Below are 16,945 nucleotides of genomic sequence, written 5' to 3'. Positions count from 1 at the left end.
GCTGTCGCTTACCAGTATTTCTCCTGAGTGATTTGACCAGGTGCACGACGAAGATTCTTAGTTAGTCCCCTCTCTAAAAGGATATTATTCGCATCGCGGACCATCTCAGGGTTACCGCACAGCATGACTTGAGATTTTTCCGGGCTAATACTAATGCCGACATATCTTTCAATTTCTCCGGATTGTAAACCTGCCGGAATTCGGCAGCTCATCGAACCAGAAAAGTTCTCGCGCGTGACGGAGAGCACCAACTTGAATTGCTCAGGGTATTGCAGCTTCATCTGCTCTAACTTCTCGAGATAAGCTAAATCTTTTGCCTCTCTGACACCGTACACTAAAATGACCCTTTCGAATCTCGACCAAGGCTCAAGGGTGTCTAACATTGAAATAAAGGGGCCGACTGCGGTGCCGGTAGCCATTAACCAGAGCTGCTTTCCCTCTGAAGAGGAGGCGGGGATCTCATCTAAGGTCATAAACCCTGTGGCTTTTGTCGACACATCTATAACTTCGCCGACGTTAAGTTGTTGCAGATTTGGAGATAGTTGCCCATCGGCAACCGAAACTGCAAGCACCTCAATAAAATCACTGCCAGGCGCATTAACGATAGAATAGGCCCTACCAATTCTTTTATCATCGATGACCTGACTTAGCTTAATAAATTGACCCGCGATAAAAGGCTCAATATCGGCTTTAATTTTTAATGAAAACAGCTTGTCATTCCAATCGATTCGTTCAATGACTTCACCCTCAATCCACATTCAAAGCTCCCATTAACAAATCTTATATGATTTATCTTTAACATAAACGGCAAATTGTGGCTAATAAAAGAGATAAAAAAAGCCTCTAATGAGGCTTAAAATAAGATGTTCACAAGGTTATATTTGGGTTTCGTCACCACTGGTAAAACTGTCTCTAAATGTTGCCAACCCCTCTTGAACCAAGGAGTAAGTTTGTTCAACACCGGACTCGATATCTCCCTCCAGAACTTGCAGACTCGTCAGAATATCTTTGGCTTCACTGAACCCCTGATCGATTGCCCCGCCGATAATATCCATAAACGAATTGAGCTGTTCATCGAAATCCATATTGGAGTTTTGTTCCTGATGAAGAGTAAAGAATTGAGTCGCGAAACCGACAATTCTATCTGCCGTCGCTTCCGGAGATGTATCAACACCACTGTCATAAGCATTCTGAAGCGCATTCTCTCCCATAGTGGGCGCTAACTCTTCATTAATGGCTTCGATGGCCGCACGATATAACAACATCATAGGTTCGTCACTGGAACTTAGATTGACTTCCTGTTGAGCCGAAATTATTGCCGTGTTCATCAGTTGTTTACTTGTCGAGTAAGCTGTTTTGTTTTTGGCAACTTCAGACACGGTTTTACCATGATTCTCAGCTGACTCAGTTTTATTGCGAGCTACTTGTGACACCTCTGCGCCATGATTACGAATTTCCATTACAGCCTCTCAAAAAGATATTTCCACTTAACTATTATCGGCTACTTTTTAATCTGCTTTAGTGTTTAATCATAATAATTTCTGTTTTATTAAGCTGCGATTAGCTACTGTTACAAGCAACCCTCTCCCAAAAAGAGCAACATGATGAGACTGTTAATTCTGTGCCTCGGCCTTATTACACTGATCCCTAAAGGCTTATACGCTGAAGAAATTCAAGACTCTATATCGCCAACGGCTATTAAAATTATCGTTTTAGTCAGACATGCAGAGAAATCAGCATCGACCTCCAAAGATCCGAGTCTTAGCCCAAAAGGCGAGTTAAGGGCAAAATCTTTACTTTCCACTCTGAAGAAGACACAGCTCAGTGGCTTAATCGCCACGCCATATAAACGCACGCAGGAAACGCTTCACCCAATGAGTGAACAGAGGAATTTACCTGTGATGATTATTGATATAAATGCCGGGATAACGGCACATATAGACGCAACCGTAAAAAAAATTCAGGCCCGAAAGGGTAACGTATTGGTTGCGGCTCATTCAAATACGCTCCCATTAATTATCTCTGCTCTGGGCGGACCGGAAATCGATTCTATCGATGAGGATGAATATTCCAATATGTACATTCTTTCGGTGTCAGAAACGAATAAAGTGGAGTTATCACATACTTCTTATGGCCAACAAAGATGAATGCCTGCGAAAGCGAATTTGAACCAAACATGGCTTGAGGCACCTATCTTAAGCGTAAGAGTACAAATAAGATTCAATTAATAGCACCAACAAATAAAAGCAACCAAACAGGAGTTAGATCAATAAATAAAATGTAAATCCATGCTAGACGTTTTGAGCTTTATGCTTCAGAATCCACTGATGCGGGTAACTGACGAATTCAGTTAGGAGAAAGCACATGGAGGAGTTTGAATTGGGTTTAGGATTTGTGAGCCAGATACCATCAACAAAGAAGCGCTCTCTAAGTTGTCAAAACTGCGAGCGTCTAACTGTTATCGAAGGAGAAACGGTTTGCTTCAGACATGGAAAGATAATCAGGCTTCATCGGTTAGACGAAGAGCCGGCTAAATTACACTTTTCTTGCGATGGTTGGCGATCTAAATAGCCAACTAAAATACAGGTACTTTACAAAAAATCTGAGTGCTAACGTCTATACCGACATCAGCACAACAATAACGTCTGGACTAAAACCTCATCAGGCTTAGCAATGAATAGGGTTTACGCCCTCATCATACTGGCATAATCGTTTGCCGAAAACTTTGTTTCACGAATGATACCGTGCAATTCCAGATTAGGATTGATTTTAGCTAAGCTGAGACCGCGTGTCGTGACTCTCATTCCGGATGTTAATTCGAGGTATACCCCCATCAGTTCATCCTGCTGTAAACCACGTTTCTTCAGGGTTGCCATAATGGCTAACCAATCCGTGTCTACGCTGCTCGCCTGACCTTCAATGTTGACTTGTAAAGGAATATTCTTCATCGCTATTATCTCGCCATAGTCGTTATTGGTTAATACTTATGAGTATACAAACGTAAGCTGAACCTATGCTGAACTATTAGGCGACTTATACCAATCCGCATTGAAGAGTGCTCAATTCAGAGCCTCTCAGATGTTTCAATTTAAGGCGCATTGTTGAACTCATTGATTTTGAATATTCCACAGTCTCGCATACAAACCATTATTGGCTAACAGAGATAGGTGATCACCTGTTTCAACAACCTTGCCTTTACTCAACACCACAATTTGATCTGCATCGACAATGGTAGACAGACGGTGCGCGATAACCAAACTGGTATGGCCTTTTGCCACCTCTTTCAAGGCATTCAATATCGCCTGTTCAGAATGGCTATCCAGAGAAGACGTTGCCTCATCAAATACCAGCAGAGGGGAGCCCTTGAGTATGGCTCTGGCAATAGCGACTCGCTGTTTCTCTCCACCGGATAACTTTAAGCCTCTTTCCCCCACCTTTGTATGCCACCCATCGGGCAGAGCCTCAATAAAATGAGAAAGGTGAGCCATCTTAACCGCTGCCGCGATCTCCTCATCACTCGCATCGGGTCTACCATAGCGAACATTTTCTAACAGGGAGTCATTAAATAAAACCGTGTCTTGAGGCACAATAGCAATAGCTTGTCGTAACGCGTCCTGGGTTAATTCATCAATTTTTACGCCGTCCAGAGAAATACTCCCCGATGACACCTCATAAAAACGAAAGAGTAGTTTAACTATGGTCGACTTACCTGCGCCACTATCACCCACGATTGCAATCTTCTGCCCTGGCAAGACTGTAAAGCTAACACTATTCAAAATAGGCCTGGTATCGTAACTAAAACTCACCTTGTCAAACTTCAGTTCTCCACGCGAAAGCTTAATATCTTTAGCATCGGCTTTATCCTCGATAAGAGGTACGCGATCCAACAGGCCAAACATTCTCTCAATATTAGCCAGTGCCCCCCGGATTTCGCGATAGACAAAACCTAAGAAATTAAGTGGTATAAAAAGTTGCATCATAAACGCATTAACCAATACAAAATCACCTATAGTCATCGTATTTTCAACAACATGGTAAGCTGCGAGAGCTAACATTAACGTCATAGCAACAGAGATGATTAACGCTTGTCCGGCATTTAGTGCAAAAAGAGACAGGCGGTTTTTTCGCTTTGCATCTTCCCAGTCGGCTAATGCACAGTCGTAGCGATTAGCTTCATAGGTTTCATTATTAAAATATTTTACTGTTTCATAATTAAGAAGGCTATCGATCGCACGAGAGTTGGATCGAGAATCAGCCCTGGCGGCTTCACGAACAAACTCCGTTCTCCACTCGGTCGCAAAAATGGAAAATAGTCCATATGCCGCCACCGAAGCTAACGTTATCGCAGCGAATGCTATACCATAATTATAAAACAGGATCCCAACAACCAAGGCTATCTCCAGAATTGTTGGCACGATATTGAACACCATAAATCGCATCAAAAAATTAATGCCACTGGTGCCTCTCTCTATATCTCTGGATAAGCCACCGGTCCTTCGCTCTAGGTGAAACTCTAGATCTAATCGATGCAGATGTTCAAAAACGGACAGCCCTAACCGCCTAATTGCACGCTCGGTTACTCTGCCAAACAGCGTATCCCTCACCTCAGAGATCAAGGTATTCAGTAATCGTAATGAACCATAAGCGATAACAAGGGCTATCGGCACGCTTATCATCTGCTCAGTCGATGCCGAACTTAAAGTGTCGACCAATGACTTCAATACAAATGGCAGAGTAACGCTGGCGATTTTGGCAATAATCAAGCACAGCATGGCTAAGCCCACTCGCGATTTGAACTCGAAAAGATACGGCCAGAGCAACTTAAGGACTTTCCAATTCAGTTTATCGATAGGGCCATCAAAATAGAGAGAAGGGCGCATGAAAGTTCCATTTATTAAAGAGTGGCATTGCCAGGTGATAACTCTTGTTATGCCGATTGGTATTAAACCAAAGAACACCCGGTAAAAATAACGACGAAGATAAACCTCGCAATAGAAAAAGTAGCACTTTAGACTGACAAAAAATCATTTTCAAACATACAAAAGAACTAGTAAACGCTTTTTTATTTGTAAATATGCCAGATGAAAGCAAATCTTGTTATACATAAGAAAAGAATTTGATACTCTTTTGATCTATACCTGAGTCGCATATTGATACCGACTCCTTCATCAAACCGTTTAGGTATAGAAATCATTCGGGCGAATAAGGTAAGGGAAGCCAATCTCACCCTTAATTAGCTATTTAAAGGAAACATACATGCTGGATTCATCAAAATCTCAATATCCACCACTGCCTCTCATCCAAACTTGGATATGGATGATGACCCAATCAGGTGATAGTGATATTCAACAAAAAGGTCAAAATAACCTTATTGCTTCGTTTGGCAGCCTTGCAAAAGCCAATGAATATCTGGTTAATCACAATCAGGATTAATAGACTCATCCGACTAAAACTATAGACAATTCAGGTCCATAACCAACTAATAATACATTTTTTTATGTGAAATGAGAATTTTTTGACTAAAAAGGAGGCATCAGCCTCCTTTTTTTACTCGTTAATCATGCTTCCACTTACTTCGACGACCTGCGAACCTTCACGTTCTGTGAGAGGGTTGCCATGATACTTTCAGTATCATCCCAACCAATACATGCATCGGTAATACTCTGACCATAACACAGTGGCTGACCTTCGATATAATCCTGTCGACCTTCAATTAAGTTACTTTCAATCATGACACCAAAAACACTATGGTTACCACTTCCTAGCTGAGACGCAACATCTTCGCCAACCAACACCTGACGCTTAAATTGCTTCGAGCTATTTGCATGACTAAAGTCGATCATCACATTGAGCTCTAAGCCAGCCTTATCTAACTGACTACTGATCTCAGCAACATGTTCGGCACTATAATTAGGCTCTTTACCACCACGGAGTATGATATGGCAATCAGGATTCCCCTTTGTCTCAACAATCGCAGAGTGCCCATACTTAGTCACCGAGAGGAAATGATGCGGCGCACTCGCAGCACCGATGGCATCTATGGCGACTTTAATTGTGCCGTCAGTGCCATTCTTAAATCCGACCGGACAAGATAATCCTGAAGCCAGCTCACGGTGAACCTGAGACTCGGTAGTTCTTGCACCAATCGCTCCCCAACACATCAGGTCTGCGACATATTGAGGCGTGATCATATCGAGAAACTCACCGGCAGTAGGAATACCGATATCATTGAGATCCAGAAGTAATTTACGAGCAGTTCTTAGGCCGTCGTTTAACTTGAAGCTACTATCCATGTAAGGGTCATTGATCAGCCCCTTCCAGCCAACTGTAGTACGCGGTTTTTCAAAATAAACTCGCATAACGATCTCTAGTTGGTCTTTATATTGTTCACGCAATTTAACGAGTTTCTGACCATACTCCAGAGCGGCTTTAGGATCATGAATAGAACATGGGCCAACTACAACTAAAAGGCGATCATCCTTTTTTCTCAAGATCTGATGTATGCTCTCTCGCGCATTAAAAACCGTAGCCGATGCGTTCTCTGTCACCGGAAATCGCTCAAGGATCGCGACGGGTGGCAACAACTCTTTAATCTTATTAATTCGAACATCATCATTTTGGTAATACATAGTAATTCATCTACTCCGGCTAACGTTTAAACAAGGGTCTCTCAACAGCGCTACTAAGTTCAATTTATCCAGTATTAGTTCACAATGCAATCAAGATATCTATAACCAACAAAATTACTTGGTAACAGCCTAATAATTAAGGTTATATTTTTTTGGTTTTCTAATTATATATTCAAAGTTACATTCCTGGCAGTCGTTATTTTGTTGCATAAGATAACCATCGAGCAACTAAGTTTCAAAAACCTGCAAACCACCTAGTTACCTGAAGATGCACTAAGGTGGATTTCCGAAATCTCATGTAATACCAATAAGTATAAAGATGTGATCGCTCAGCGAGAGTTTAGCGCTTCTGAGGCAAGGCTGCGAGTGAAGAGCATAGTTGTTCTACGTTTAAGCTCGTTAACACAGCATCAGAAGCGCTAAAACTCGCCTTTCAGGAGTGTTTTTGGCTGCCTACTTCCTCGTTGAATAACTTCACAAGGGATCACCATTGCATCATTTATTCGCCTTGAATTAGTTTGCCAAAAATAACTCTGAGTAGATCACTTTCTTATACTGATTGGTATAAACCACAGCATGTAAACTAAAGATGAGTTTTAGCGGCTAAGTAAAAAGGTCGTATATTGGGGTATGTAATACTGTGGTCATTTCTGGCCACAGACAGTTAAAAATAGAGGCAGTATTTATCAAAATTAAACTAATGGCTCTTCATCGCGTGTAACTTTGACTGATAACGTAGTTTATTATTCTCATCATGAGTGAGACTCAAGGCCTTCTCCATATTCTTCTGCGCTCGTCGTTCGTCACCGGTTTTCCAGTAAGCCCGAGATAATCCGAAATAGAATTCATGTCGGTAATCAGCCTTAGCCACCGCACGTTTATACCAGAGCAACGCGTCTTGATACTCTTTATCAAAATAGGCCTGCTGAGCCATGTCATAGTAATAATAGGGGTTTCCAATTCGTTCCAGCTCCAGCCTTTTGTGAACTAATGCCCACTCCTCCAACCTACCTTGGTCCCCAAGCATCACCGCATAATTATACAAGGCGTTCATATCGTTAGCATTCACATCTAATGCGAGTTTATAGAGAGTTTCAGCCTCCTGCTCTAAACCTTTATACCGATAAAGCACAGCCAAAGTGTTCAGTGCCGGTACGAAATCAGGTTTCTGCTGCAAGCCCATTTTTAACAAGCCATAGGCCTTATCATAGTCTCCCATAACCAGAGACTCTGCGGCCACGTTGTTATAAAACATAGCAATCACAGTCTGCTTACTGATTTTTTTCTTACCATAGCCCCGTACGGCCCGCTCGGGTAAGAAATCAACCTGAATAGCCCGCTTCATCACATGCACGGTATCGCTATTTCGAGGAGGAAGTAATCTCAGATTAATGTGACCGTTAACAAGATAAAAATCCCCCTGCTTATCCCATACGGGTGGTACCTCAACCTCTTGAAATTCAACTTCGACTTTAAGCACATCGGCCAAGGCTGAAGTCAATAACACCAAAGATAAGCAGTTACCCGCTCGTTCATTAAAAGTTTCACTGGGAACTCTTGTCATATTGTCACGATATTGAAAGGCCCCCTCTTCGGCATTAATATACTTAGCCAGCCACTCATTAGCCATCACACTCTTCGAACGTTGTACTTTATCCCGTGACATCTCACGCCTTAGCTCATTTGTCGCTTCAGATGGCAACGAGAACAGATCATCTGGATGAGGCAGAGATGCGGCATCTTCAAAATGGTCATCATAAAAATACGCTTCAATATTATTGACTGAAGTACGTTCGGAAGTGGCACTACATCCCTGGAGGACGAGCAAGAAAAGCAGGCTGATGACTGAAAGGAATTTTTCCATTGGAATCCAACTTAGAAACTTCAATACCCTAGCTCCAGCTTATGACATTGAGCAAAGAACAAGCAACTGTGAAAGGTTACAAAACGTTAACAGGCTCATCTTTTTCACTATAAATAAGACTTATCACTTGTTCAATGACGGTGATTCAGAGTCAAGCGGATCGATCTGAATATAGAGTTCTTTATTCTGATACTGATAGGGCCTGAAGAAATTGCCACCACAGGAGTAGTAGGCATAGGGACGCACCATAGGTATGCAGCCTATAGGCAGTGACTGCAGGATGTTAATTTGCTGCTGCATCCTCAGTGCTTGGCGCCATTCATCCTCACGCAATACCTGATCTCTTACCGCGAAAGCATCGAAAGGCTCACTCGATTTTCGTACCACGACCTGCCCCGCCTCAATGGGCACAGAAACGCCAGCCACCACTGCCACGGCTAAGATAAGCATCACTTGCTTCTGCCTTAAAAGATCAAACATACCCTTTGCTCCTGATTCCGAACCAGTACGAAAAGCACCCACTTTGTTCATCATACAAAAAAACAGGGTTTATACCAATCGGTATAAGCCCTGTTTTCAGCCACCAAGAGTCTGTATTTAGCGTGCGCTTTTCACCGAAACAAATTCAGGATAAGCGTCGATACCACAATCTGAGGCATCCATTCCCTTATACTCCTCCTCTTCGCTAACGCGGATCCCCATAGTCAGCTTTAACAGATACCAGGCTGCAAATGAGGCCGCAAATACCCAGGCAAAAATAACACCTGCGCCATAAAGTTGCCCCAGAATCGTGGCATCAGCATTTGAGAAAGGAACCAAGATCAAACCGAAGAAACCTGCAACGCCGTGAACTGAAATAGCGCCCACCGGATCATCAATTTTAACCCTATCTAACGCCACAATAGAGAAGATAACCAGACCACCAGCAGCAAGGCCTATGACGCCGGCAAAGGCGATAGAAGGTGACAATGGGTCCGCCGTAATAGCAACCAGTCCGGCTAACGCGCCGTTTAGTATCATGGTCAGATCAGCCTTTCCCCAAACCACCTTACATACGACTAACGCAGATACCGCCCCGAATGCCGCTGCAGAATTAGTATTCAGGAATATCTTAGCGACAGCCGTTGCGTTCTCAGCGTCTGATAACAGCAATTGCGAGCCACCATTGAAACCGAACCAGCCCATCCATAGAATAAACATGCCTAATGTCGCCATGGGTAAGTTTGAACCCGGAATAGGATTCACCTGACCGTTAGCACTGTATTTACCTTTACGTGCACCCAGTAGGAGTACACCGGCAATGGCTGCAGCCGCACCAGCCATATGCACGATACCACTACCGGCAAAATCGACAAATCCAGCTTCAGAGAGAAAGCCTCCTCCCCAGGTCCAATAACCTTCTACCGGATAGATAAAACCCGTCATTACGACGGAAAAAGCCAAGAATGCCCAGAGCTTCATACGCTCGGCAACTGCACCAGACACGATTGACATCGCCGTGGCGACGAAGACAACTTGAAAGAAGAAATCCGACTCCAGAGCATGGTCGGCATCACTCGCCTGAATTCCAATTAAGGTACTGATAGATGGTAACCAGCCGCCTTCGCCATTATCTACATACATGATGTTATACCCGACTATCAGATACATCACGCAGGCGATGGAGTAGAGGCAGACGTTCTTAGTTAAGATCTCGGTCGTGTTTTTAGACCTGACAAGGCCAGCCTCAAGCATGGCAAACCCAGCCGCCATCCACATCACTAAAGCACCAGAAATTAAAAAGTAAAAAGTATCTAACGCAAATCGTAATTCTGAAACCGTCACACCTAGTTTGACTAAATCTTCCATCACGTTTCTCCTCTAAAGTGCTTCGCTATCAGACTCACCCGTACGAATACGGATAACCTGCTCAAGATCGGTGACAAAAATTTTGCCATCTCCAATTTTTCCGGTACGTGCGGCATTGATAATGGACTCAATTAACAACTCGAGATTTTCAGCTTTAGTCGCTATATCAAGTTTAACTTTTGGCAGAAAGTCCACCTGATATTCGGCACCTCTATACAGCTCAGTATGTCCCTTCTGGCGACCGAAACCTTTAACCTCTGTTACCGTCATTCCTTCAATCCCTACCCCCGCGATGGCTTCGCGGACATCATCCAACTTGAATGGTTTAATGATTGCACTGACCAGTTTCATACGACCTCCAAAATAAAATTATTCTTAGTTTCTACGCACTTCTACAGATGACTAATTCAATCATCAGGCCAAGTTAACAAAACTATAACTTTTAATGTGTTACCTAAACCCCATGACCTTTCTATGGTTTTTTATGCACCAAACAAGTGCGTTTATTCAGCAGGCGCACAAAGTTAGCGCAGTAAAAATTACATGCTTGTTAGACCAAAAGACAATTGGACTGTGCGCCGTAGAAGCTATGATGAATTCATCGTTAATTTGGAGGGACCCCCTATGTTAAAACCTGAAGAGTGTGTATTCGTTGTCGTCGATATTCAGGGAACGCTGGCAAACGTCATGGAGAGAAGTGAGCCGTTACACCAAACGGTACTCAAGCTCATTCAGGGGTTAAGGCTCTTCGATATTCCGACCTTATGGCTGGAGCAGCTTCCGGATAAATTAGGCAAGACCAGTCCAATACTGTATGAACAGCTGATCGAAACTTCCCATCCCATCAGCAAGCAGCATTTCAGCGGCTGGAACAGCCAGGAGTTCAGAGCAAAGTTGATGAACTTGAATCGCAAGCAGATCATATTAGTCGGCATTGAAACCCATGTTTGTGTCTATCAAACCTGCAGAGATTTGCTTGATAACGATTTTGGTGTTCACTTAGTGATAGACGCATTGTCATCCAGAACCGCCGAGAACAAACAGATAGGCATTGAGATGATGCAAACGAGAGGAGCTCATATCACCAATATGGAGTCACTGCTATTTGAGCTACAACATGAAGCTGTTGGGGAGAGGTTTAAACAGCTACTGAGATTAATCAAATAGCGTCTTAGCATACTGCTTAGGAGTCAAAGAATCAGGCGTAGCTAATCCGGGTATTATTTTTGACCGTCAGTAAAAGAGTTCGAACGACATATCTCAGGATAATACCAATAAAAAAGCCCTCGTCGTATGACGAGGGCTTTTGCTATGCAGGTCTTTCAATTGCTCTATACAGAGCAAACTCGCTTAGTAAGTCGCTTCACGCTTCTTAGCTTCGGCTTCCCACTTAGGAAGAGTATTCTTCTTGAAGTCAGCCTTGTCAGCGTTCATCTTCTTCATATCCATACCTAGGGCAGCTTGTGCTTTAGCCTTGGTAGAAGTATCAGGGTAAGCAATTGGTTGCTTAACACCTTTAACAGCAAGTAGTTGAGCTAGCTTGATGCGAGCATCGGCCGCTTTATCTACTGAAGTACCTAATACACGTAGCGCTTCATCAGGAGCGTGAGCAGCAACACCATGAGAGGCTGTCGCATAATCCCAGCGCCACTGTGAATGACGGATATCAGTCAGAATAGGCTTCATTTCAGCTTCAGTTGCACCGGCATCCCAAGCAGCTTTCGCTTCGAAGTGAGCTTTAACTAACTGAGTTTCAGCACGTGCTTTCAGGTCAGCAACTTTAACTTTACGCTCTTTAGTTAGGTTAACCATGAACTCTTTGCTCTGCTCATGACAAGTACCACAGGTCTCTTCGAAACGATCGAATGGGTTACCCACTTTATGATCGGTATACTTACGACCTTTATCATTCTTAACTTTAGGCATGTGACAATCAGTACAGCTTACGTTGTTCTGACCGTGTACACCCAGCTTCCAAGTTTCATAACCAGGATGCTGTGCTTTTAGCATAGGCGTCTTAGATACCTTATGAGTCCAGTCTTTAAACTCAAGGTTATCGTAGTAAGTTTCCATCGCTTCAACAGTAACGCCCTGATCCCAAGGGAACTTAACGAAACCTTTCTTATCTTTAGTCTTCTCGAAGTAGTACTCTACGTGACACTGAGCACAAACCATTGACTGCTTGTCTTTCTTAGACGCCTTAGCAAATGGAGTGTCTAGTGTTTCAAATGCGCGCTCGGCGAATGGACGAGAGACACGTAACTTAGACTTACCTTTTTCATGACAATCGCCACAACCGATAGTGTTAACGATTTCAGCGCCGCCTTTATACCACTTACCAGTGAAGTAACCATCTTCACCTTGCTCTTCGATAACACGCGGTACATCAGGGCTCTTACAAGACCAACATGCCATTGGCATTGGACCATCTGTAGCAGCCTTAGGTGCGCCGGTACGTAATGTGTTACGTACGTCAGTCACTGCATACATGTGACCACGTGGAGCATTATAATCTTTGGCGAAGCCATAACCTGCCCACAACACGACTAGGCTAGGCACTTCTTCAAGCATATCAACAACTTCTTTACTTTCTGCAGTATCATGCCAGCTGTTATATTGCTTAGAAAACTTATCTTTATATTCTTCATTACGTGGCTCAGTCTTATCGCTTGCCATCACACCAGAAGCCATTAAGCTCGCAGCGACCAATGCACTTAATGCAAAGGATTTTTTAGTTAAATTTCTCACCATCTCATCTCCGTGTTATTTTATAGTAGTCTTAAAAACCACATCATCTCCAAGGCCAAAGTTAGTCCCTTAATGACAATTTAAATATACCCCTAAGGGGGTATCCGTTGCAAAGTATGCGGTAGATCAAAATGTAAATGTGGTGTTGCTCACACTTTTACGTATTTGTTAACAAGCTCAAGAGTTAACTAATTTAGATCTCTCATAAAAAGTAGCATAACAACACTAATTTAGTGAGTTTTTATATAATGAAAAAAGGCAGCTTAACATCGACTATTTTAGGTTTAATGTTAACTTTAATTCTCTTATCGAGCGGGTTAGCAACATTTTCCATAATCAATTTGTCGTATAGTCTCGGAGATGCGAAAGCCATCAACGCCTCAGGCTCTTTGCGTATGCAAAGCTATCGCCTGATGTTCTACGCCAATTCAGGCAGTGATGAGGCGGATGAGAAAATTGAGGAGTTTGAAAACACCCTCTACTCAGATGCGCTCAAGCGTTCACAAGCCTGGTACAGCTCGAAAGAATCCACCGATCAATACCTGCTGGTTATCGAAAAGTGGAAAGTGATGAAATATTATATCCAACAGGAAAACTCGCGTCTCTATGCGGCGGCGCTGAAGGATTTCGTCGATACCATAGATCTCTTGGTTCTGGAGATGGAGCACCACGCCGCATTCAAAATAAAACTCCTGGCAGCCAGTCAGATTTTTGGGCTCGGTTTAATGCTGTTTATCGCTTTTCTGGCTGTTCGTTTTACCAAGAAAAAAGTCGTGACTCCTCTCCATAAACTGATGGAGTCGGCAAACACTATCTCTAAAGGTAACTTCGACATAAAGATGCCACCAACCGACTATGTTGAACTTAGCGCACTGAGTAATGCCTTAGAGAGCACCGCCAAAGAGCTTTCGACCCTGTATAAAGATCTTGAATCACAGGTAAAAGAGAAAACACATGCGCTAACACGTGCCAATGACGAGCTCACCCTGCTTTACGATAACCTGGTCATGCTGCACTCGGGCACACTCGATATTGACACCTTAAAACAAGCGTTGAATCAATTAAGGGCCCATGAACCCCACTCTTTTTTGCGCTTAGTCATCTGTCAGGACGAAGAAGAGAAGCAGGTCATTGAAGCCGATGGCGGTTGGCCACTCGCGGCGTCAAACCAACTCAATTTCCCCCTGAAATTCGAAGACAATGAACTTGGCTATCTGGAGGTCATCTCCACTCAACAGCCAAACCATCCTCTGTTTGAGAACTTTGCCATCATGCTCGCGCGATCCATAGTGATCTACAGCGCGGGGGAGCAGAAACAACAGCTTGCCTTAATGGAGGAGCGTGGGGTGATTGCAAGGGAGCTGCATGATTCGTTAGGCCAACTACTTTCATTTCTTAAGATTCAGGTAAACCTGTTATCTAAGGGGTTAGACAGTGCCTGCAGAAGCCCTCAAGTTGAGCAGCAGTTATCTGAGATAAACGAAGGAGTGAATACCGCCTATGTGCAGCTCAGAGAGCTACTGTCTACATTCAGATTGACCATCAAAGATCCAAATTTAAGTCATGCTATCGAAGCTATGCTGGAGCAATTGCGTAGCCAATCTGATGTAAATATTTCACTCGACTACAAATTGCCCCTTCAGCTGTTGGGCGCACATCAACATATTCATGTACTGCAACTAACACGCGAGGCCACTCTTAACGCTATCAAGCATGCCGATGCAAAACATATTCATATCCGTTGCTTTCTGAGCTCACCGACCGATGTCACAATCAGTATCAGCGATGACGGGGTGGGTATCGAACAGTTAAGAGAGAGGGACCAACATTTTGGAATAGGCATTATGCATGAGCGCGCCAGCCGCTTATCGGGTATAGTAGAGTTCAGCAGTAACCCTGAGGGGGGAACAACGGTCACGCTCACCTTCCCACCTCAGCAGGAACCATCTTAGATGAAAAATACAATCAAAGCTTTGCTTTGGATTTATAAGACTAATAACGACTCTGATGTTCACACCTCAGCAGGAGGAAGTATATAAAATGGGTAAGCCATATTCCGTTCTCGTTGTCGATGATCACCCACTGTTACGCCGTGGGATATGCCAACTAATCACCTCTGATTCAGATTTTACCCTCTTTGGTGAGGCTGGTAGTGGTTTAGACGCGCTTTCTGCCACCGAAGAAAATGAACCCGATATTGTCCTCTTAGATCTTAATATGAAAGGCATGACGGGTCTCGATACACTCAATGGTTTACGCCAAGAGGGCGTGACATCACGCATTGTCATTCTAACTGTATCCGATGCAAAACAAGATGTTATCCGTTTGGTAAGGGCTGGAGCCGATGGCTATCTGTTAAAGGATACTGAGCCGGATCTGTTACTGGAAAAGCTTAAGAATGCGATGCAGGGCCACAGGGTGATCAGCGAATCGGTCGAAGATTTTCTTTATGAGTTAAAAGATGCTGCCGAAGAGGAGGAGTGGCTGAATAACCTGACTCCAAGAGAGCTGCAGATTTTACAGCAGGTAGCCGAAGGGAAGAGTAATCGAGTGATCTCAGAGCTACTGCACATTAGCGAAGGAACGGTAAAGGTTCATGTAAAGAACCTGCTGAGAAAAGCCAATGCGAAATCTAGAACTGAGATGGCGGTAAGATACTTAAATCAATAACATGCTATTGATTTATATAAAAAAGGCAGCCAGTGGCTGCCTTTTTTATTACATCCGATTATTAACGAGTCTCGTCTAAAAACTCTCGCCATTTCACCAAGACGTCATAAAAATCCTCTAAGCCACAAAATGCTTCCGATTCGCCATCATAGAGTGACAGTGATTCCTCGAACTCAAGCTCTTCACCATTTTCGAGTTCATTGGCAAATACTCTGGCTTGCTCACCGTCGAGTTCTATCGATAACGCTTTGCCAACCCATCTCCATTGAGGAAGGCGACTAGACTGCAGCTGTGCTATTACCTGACAAATTTCGACGTATTTATCAGTATCTTCACCGAGTTCCTCTGCAAACCAAAAGCCCAACGCCTCATGATCCATACTAAAAGTGGCAAGCACGGTTCCCGTTAAGGTATTGCGCCGAAATTCATATTCCATAATCTTAAACCTGAAAACTTATCTAATCTAATTCTAACCCAATGCGCAGTGAGATGTGCCATAACTGCACAAATTAAGCTGATTGACCATCATAATTGAAAACCATCGCCTATGATCCTGAGTCACAGCTAAGCTGGCTTAAGGTGTCGTAACTTTTCCAGGAAGGCGGGGGCTTGAGCTGTGTTCTCGGCAGGAGACCAGGAAGCAAAGTCTTTTTCAGGTGTGGGTTCATATCCACCCTCTTTGACTTCAATGGCTAAGGTTCCGGGCTTTTGAACAACGTAGGTGTGCCAGGTATTTGAAGGGATCTCCGCCACACGAGTGTCGGTCGGGCTCATCTTTGTGCGCAAGGTCAACTCGCCATTGTCATTAAATATTAACAGATCGATCTCCCCTTCAAGAACAAGAAACATCTCCCATTTATGGCTCTCGCTATGACGATGAGGACGGATATAGGTCTCCGGTTCTGTGGCGATAAACAGGCGCTGAACGTTCGCATCCAGGCTGTCATGAAGATTTAAATTCGCTCTTTTTCGTGGAGCATTTGCGGCATTCACTTTGATCTGTTCAAGATCGGCTTGTGTGATTATTTTCGTCATCTTGATGACCTTTTCTGATTTGCTCTGTTGAACATAAACTTGCATACAGCTCTCGGGTTAATGTTCAGGGTAATAGGGAGTCAGAGATAAGATTCTAGAGTGTTGATGACAACATACAAGAGTAAGCCTGAAAAATTATCGGAATCGACTT

The 16,945-nt window shown here is 43.5% G+C and carries 17 protein-coding genes; 5 read left to right on the top strand and 12 right to left on the bottom strand.

The genetic code is table 11. The features are described from left to right. Positions 1-8: 8 nt before the first annotated feature. Both SSED_RS04850 and SSED_RS04845 read right to left on the bottom strand, forming a co-directional pair. Positions 9-758, bottom strand: coding sequence for a ferredoxin--NADP reductase (locus SSED_RS04850; protein ID WP_012141290.1), 750 nt, complete (start codon positions 756-758; stop codon positions 9-11). A 117-nt stretch (positions 759-875) separates the two neighbouring features. Continuing rightward, a complete protein-coding gene (locus SSED_RS04845; protein ID WP_012141289.1) occupies positions 876-1,460 on the bottom strand; it encodes a DUF5610 domain-containing protein in 585 nt (194 codons plus the stop codon). A 141-nt stretch (positions 1,461-1,601) separates the two neighbouring features. On the opposite strand from SSED_RS04845, the gene SSED_RS04840 reads away from it, so the two are divergent. Next, positions 1,602-2,147 (top strand): histidine phosphatase family protein, encoded by a 546-nt coding sequence (locus tag SSED_RS04840; protein ID WP_012141288.1) that lies wholly within the window; start codon positions 1,602-1,604, stop codon positions 2,145-2,147. A gap of 537 nt (positions 2,148-2,684) precedes the next feature. Here the strand turns inward: SSED_RS04840 and SSED_RS04830 are convergent. Further along, entirely contained in the window at positions 2,685-2,948 is a 264-nt protein-coding gene (locus tag SSED_RS04830) for a hypothetical protein (RefSeq protein ID WP_012141287.1), read from the bottom strand. A 159-nt stretch (positions 2,949-3,107) separates the two neighbouring features. Continuing rightward, positions 3,108-4,880, bottom strand: a complete 1,773-nt coding sequence (locus SSED_RS04825; protein ID WP_012141286.1) for an ABCB family ABC transporter ATP-binding protein/permease — start codon at positions 4,878-4,880, stop codon at positions 3,108-3,110. A 376-nt stretch (positions 4,881-5,256) separates the two neighbouring features. Here SSED_RS04825 and SSED_RS24430 point away from each other — a divergent pair, with 376 nt between their 5' ends. Further along, positions 5,257-5,433 carry a hypothetical protein gene (locus tag SSED_RS24430; RefSeq protein WP_012141285.1) on the top strand — a complete coding sequence of 59 codons (177 nt, stop codon included), beginning with the start codon at positions 5,257-5,259 and terminating at the stop codon, positions 5,431-5,433. Between the two features lie 137 nt (positions 5,434-5,570). Here the strand turns inward: SSED_RS24430 and aroG are convergent, their stop codons facing one another. The 5 genes from aroG to SSED_RS04800 form a co-directional block, all read right to left on the bottom strand. Then, positions 5,571-6,629, bottom strand: a complete 1,059-nt coding sequence (aroG, locus tag SSED_RS04820; RefSeq protein ID WP_012141284.1) for a 3-deoxy-7-phosphoheptulonate synthase AroG — start codon at positions 6,627-6,629, stop codon at positions 5,571-5,573. A gap of 697 nt (positions 6,630-7,326) precedes the next feature. Then, complete coding sequence (locus tag SSED_RS04815) at positions 7,327-8,493, bottom strand: tetratricopeptide repeat protein (protein ID WP_012141283.1); 1,167 nt, start codon at positions 8,491-8,493, stop codon at positions 7,327-7,329. Between the two features lie 123 nt (positions 8,494-8,616). Beyond that, positions 8,617-8,973, bottom strand: coding sequence for a hypothetical protein (locus SSED_RS04810; protein ID WP_012141282.1), 357 nt, complete (start codon positions 8,971-8,973; stop codon positions 8,617-8,619). A 117-nt stretch (positions 8,974-9,090) separates the two neighbouring features. Next, positions 9,091-10,341, bottom strand: a complete 1,251-nt coding sequence (locus tag SSED_RS04805) for an ammonium transporter AmtB (RefSeq protein WP_012141281.1) — start codon at positions 10,339-10,341, stop codon at positions 9,091-9,093. A 12-nt stretch (positions 10,342-10,353) separates the two neighbouring features. Beyond that, positions 10,354-10,692, bottom strand: coding sequence for a P-II family nitrogen regulator (locus SSED_RS04800; protein ID WP_012141280.1), 339 nt, complete (start codon positions 10,690-10,692; stop codon positions 10,354-10,356). A gap of 273 nt (positions 10,693-10,965) precedes the next feature. Here SSED_RS04800 and SSED_RS04795 point away from each other — a divergent pair, with 273 nt between their 5' ends. Continuing rightward, positions 10,966-11,508, top strand: coding sequence for a hydrolase (locus tag SSED_RS04795; protein ID WP_012141279.1), 543 nt, complete (start codon positions 10,966-10,968; stop codon positions 11,506-11,508). A gap of 183 nt (positions 11,509-11,691) precedes the next feature. Here the strand turns inward: SSED_RS04795 and nrfA are convergent, their stop codons facing one another. Continuing rightward, positions 11,692-13,092 carry an ammonia-forming nitrite reductase cytochrome c552 subunit gene (gene nrfA / locus SSED_RS04790; RefSeq protein ID WP_012141278.1) on the bottom strand — a complete coding sequence of 467 codons (1,401 nt, stop codon included), beginning with the start codon at positions 13,090-13,092 and terminating at the stop codon, positions 11,692-11,694. 245 nt (positions 13,093-13,337) lie between these two features. On the opposite strand from nrfA, the gene narQ reads away from it, so the two are divergent. Together narQ and SSED_RS04780 are read left to right on the top strand one after the other, a co-directional pair. Then, positions 13,338-15,041: a nitrate/nitrite two-component system sensor histidine kinase NarQ gene (gene narQ / locus SSED_RS04785; protein ID WP_012141277.1), complete on the top strand. Its 1,704-nt coding sequence runs from the start codon at positions 13,338-13,340 to the stop codon at positions 15,039-15,041. Positions 15,042-15,129: 88 nt separating this feature from the next. Then, positions 15,130-15,759 (top strand): response regulator, encoded by a 630-nt coding sequence (locus tag SSED_RS04780; RefSeq protein ID WP_012141276.1) that lies wholly within the window; start codon positions 15,130-15,132, stop codon positions 15,757-15,759. 61 nt (positions 15,760-15,820) lie between these two features. On the opposite strand, the gene SSED_RS04775 is transcribed toward SSED_RS04780, so the two are convergent. Next, on the bottom strand, positions 15,821-16,195 hold the full coding sequence (locus SSED_RS04775; RefSeq protein WP_012141275.1) for a YacL family protein: 375 nt from the start codon (positions 16,193-16,195) through the stop codon (positions 15,821-15,823). 128 nt (positions 16,196-16,323) lie between these two features. Then, complete coding sequence (locus SSED_RS04770) at positions 16,324-16,794, bottom strand: WbuC family cupin fold metalloprotein (protein ID WP_012141274.1); 471 nt, start codon at positions 16,792-16,794, stop codon at positions 16,324-16,326. Between the last annotated feature and the right edge of the window lie 151 nt (positions 16,795-16,945).

The organism is Shewanella sediminis HAW-EB3, assembly GCF_000018025.1.
Classification (GTDB): Bacteria; Pseudomonadota; Gammaproteobacteria; order Enterobacterales; family Shewanellaceae; genus Shewanella; species Shewanella sediminis.
This window is presented reverse-complemented; position numbering and strand designations above follow the sequence as displayed.

Excerpts from the sequence above, each read along its gene's own strand:
- SSED_RS04850 (WP_012141290.1), bottom strand. The coding sequence starts at position 758 with ATGTGGATTGAGGGTGAAGTCATTGAACGAATCGATTGGAATGACAAG.
- SSED_RS04845 (WP_012141289.1), bottom strand. The coding sequence starts at position 1,460 with ATGGAAATTCGTAATCATGGCGCAGAGGTGTCACAAGTAGCTCGCAAT.
- SSED_RS04840 (WP_012141288.1), top strand. The coding sequence starts at position 1,602 with ATGATGAGACTGTTAATTCTGTGCCTCGGCCTTATTACACTGATCCCT.
- SSED_RS04830 (WP_012141287.1), bottom strand. The coding sequence starts at position 2,948 with ATGAAGAATATTCCTTTACAAGTCAACATTGAAGGTCAGGCGAGCAGC.
- SSED_RS04825 (WP_012141286.1), bottom strand. The coding sequence starts at position 4,880 with ATGCGCCCTTCTCTCTATTTTGATGGCCCTATCGATAAACTGAATTGG.
- SSED_RS24430 (WP_012141285.1), top strand. The coding sequence starts at position 5,257 with ATGCTGGATTCATCAAAATCTCAATATCCACCACTGCCTCTCATCCAA.
- aroG (WP_012141284.1), bottom strand. The coding sequence starts at position 6,629 with ATGTATTACCAAAATGATGATGTTCGAATTAATAAGATTAAAGAGTTG.
- SSED_RS04815 (WP_012141283.1), bottom strand. The coding sequence starts at position 8,493 with ATGGAAAAATTCCTTTCAGTCATCAGCCTGCTTTTCTTGCTCGTCCTC.
- SSED_RS04810 (WP_012141282.1), bottom strand. The coding sequence starts at position 8,973 with ATGTTTGATCTTTTAAGGCAGAAGCAAGTGATGCTTATCTTAGCCGTG.
- SSED_RS04805 (WP_012141281.1), bottom strand. The coding sequence starts at position 10,341 with ATGGAAGATTTAGTCAAACTAGGTGTGACGGTTTCAGAATTACGATTT.
- SSED_RS04800 (WP_012141280.1), bottom strand. The coding sequence starts at position 10,692 with ATGAAACTGGTCAGTGCAATCATTAAACCATTCAAGTTGGATGATGTC.
- SSED_RS04795 (WP_012141279.1), top strand. The coding sequence starts at position 10,966 with ATGTTAAAACCTGAAGAGTGTGTATTCGTTGTCGTCGATATTCAGGGA.
- nrfA (WP_012141278.1), bottom strand. The coding sequence starts at position 13,092 with ATGGTGAGAAATTTAACTAAAAAATCCTTTGCATTAAGTGCATTGGTC.
- narQ (WP_012141277.1), top strand. The coding sequence starts at position 13,338 with ATGAAAAAAGGCAGCTTAACATCGACTATTTTAGGTTTAATGTTAACT.
- SSED_RS04780 (WP_012141276.1), top strand. The coding sequence starts at position 15,130 with ATGGGTAAGCCATATTCCGTTCTCGTTGTCGATGATCACCCACTGTTA.
- SSED_RS04775 (WP_012141275.1), bottom strand. The coding sequence starts at position 16,195 with ATGGAATATGAATTTCGGCGCAATACCTTAACGGGAACCGTGCTTGCC.
- SSED_RS04770 (WP_012141274.1), bottom strand. The coding sequence starts at position 16,794 with ATGACGAAAATAATCACACAAGCCGATCTTGAACAGATCAAAGTGAAT.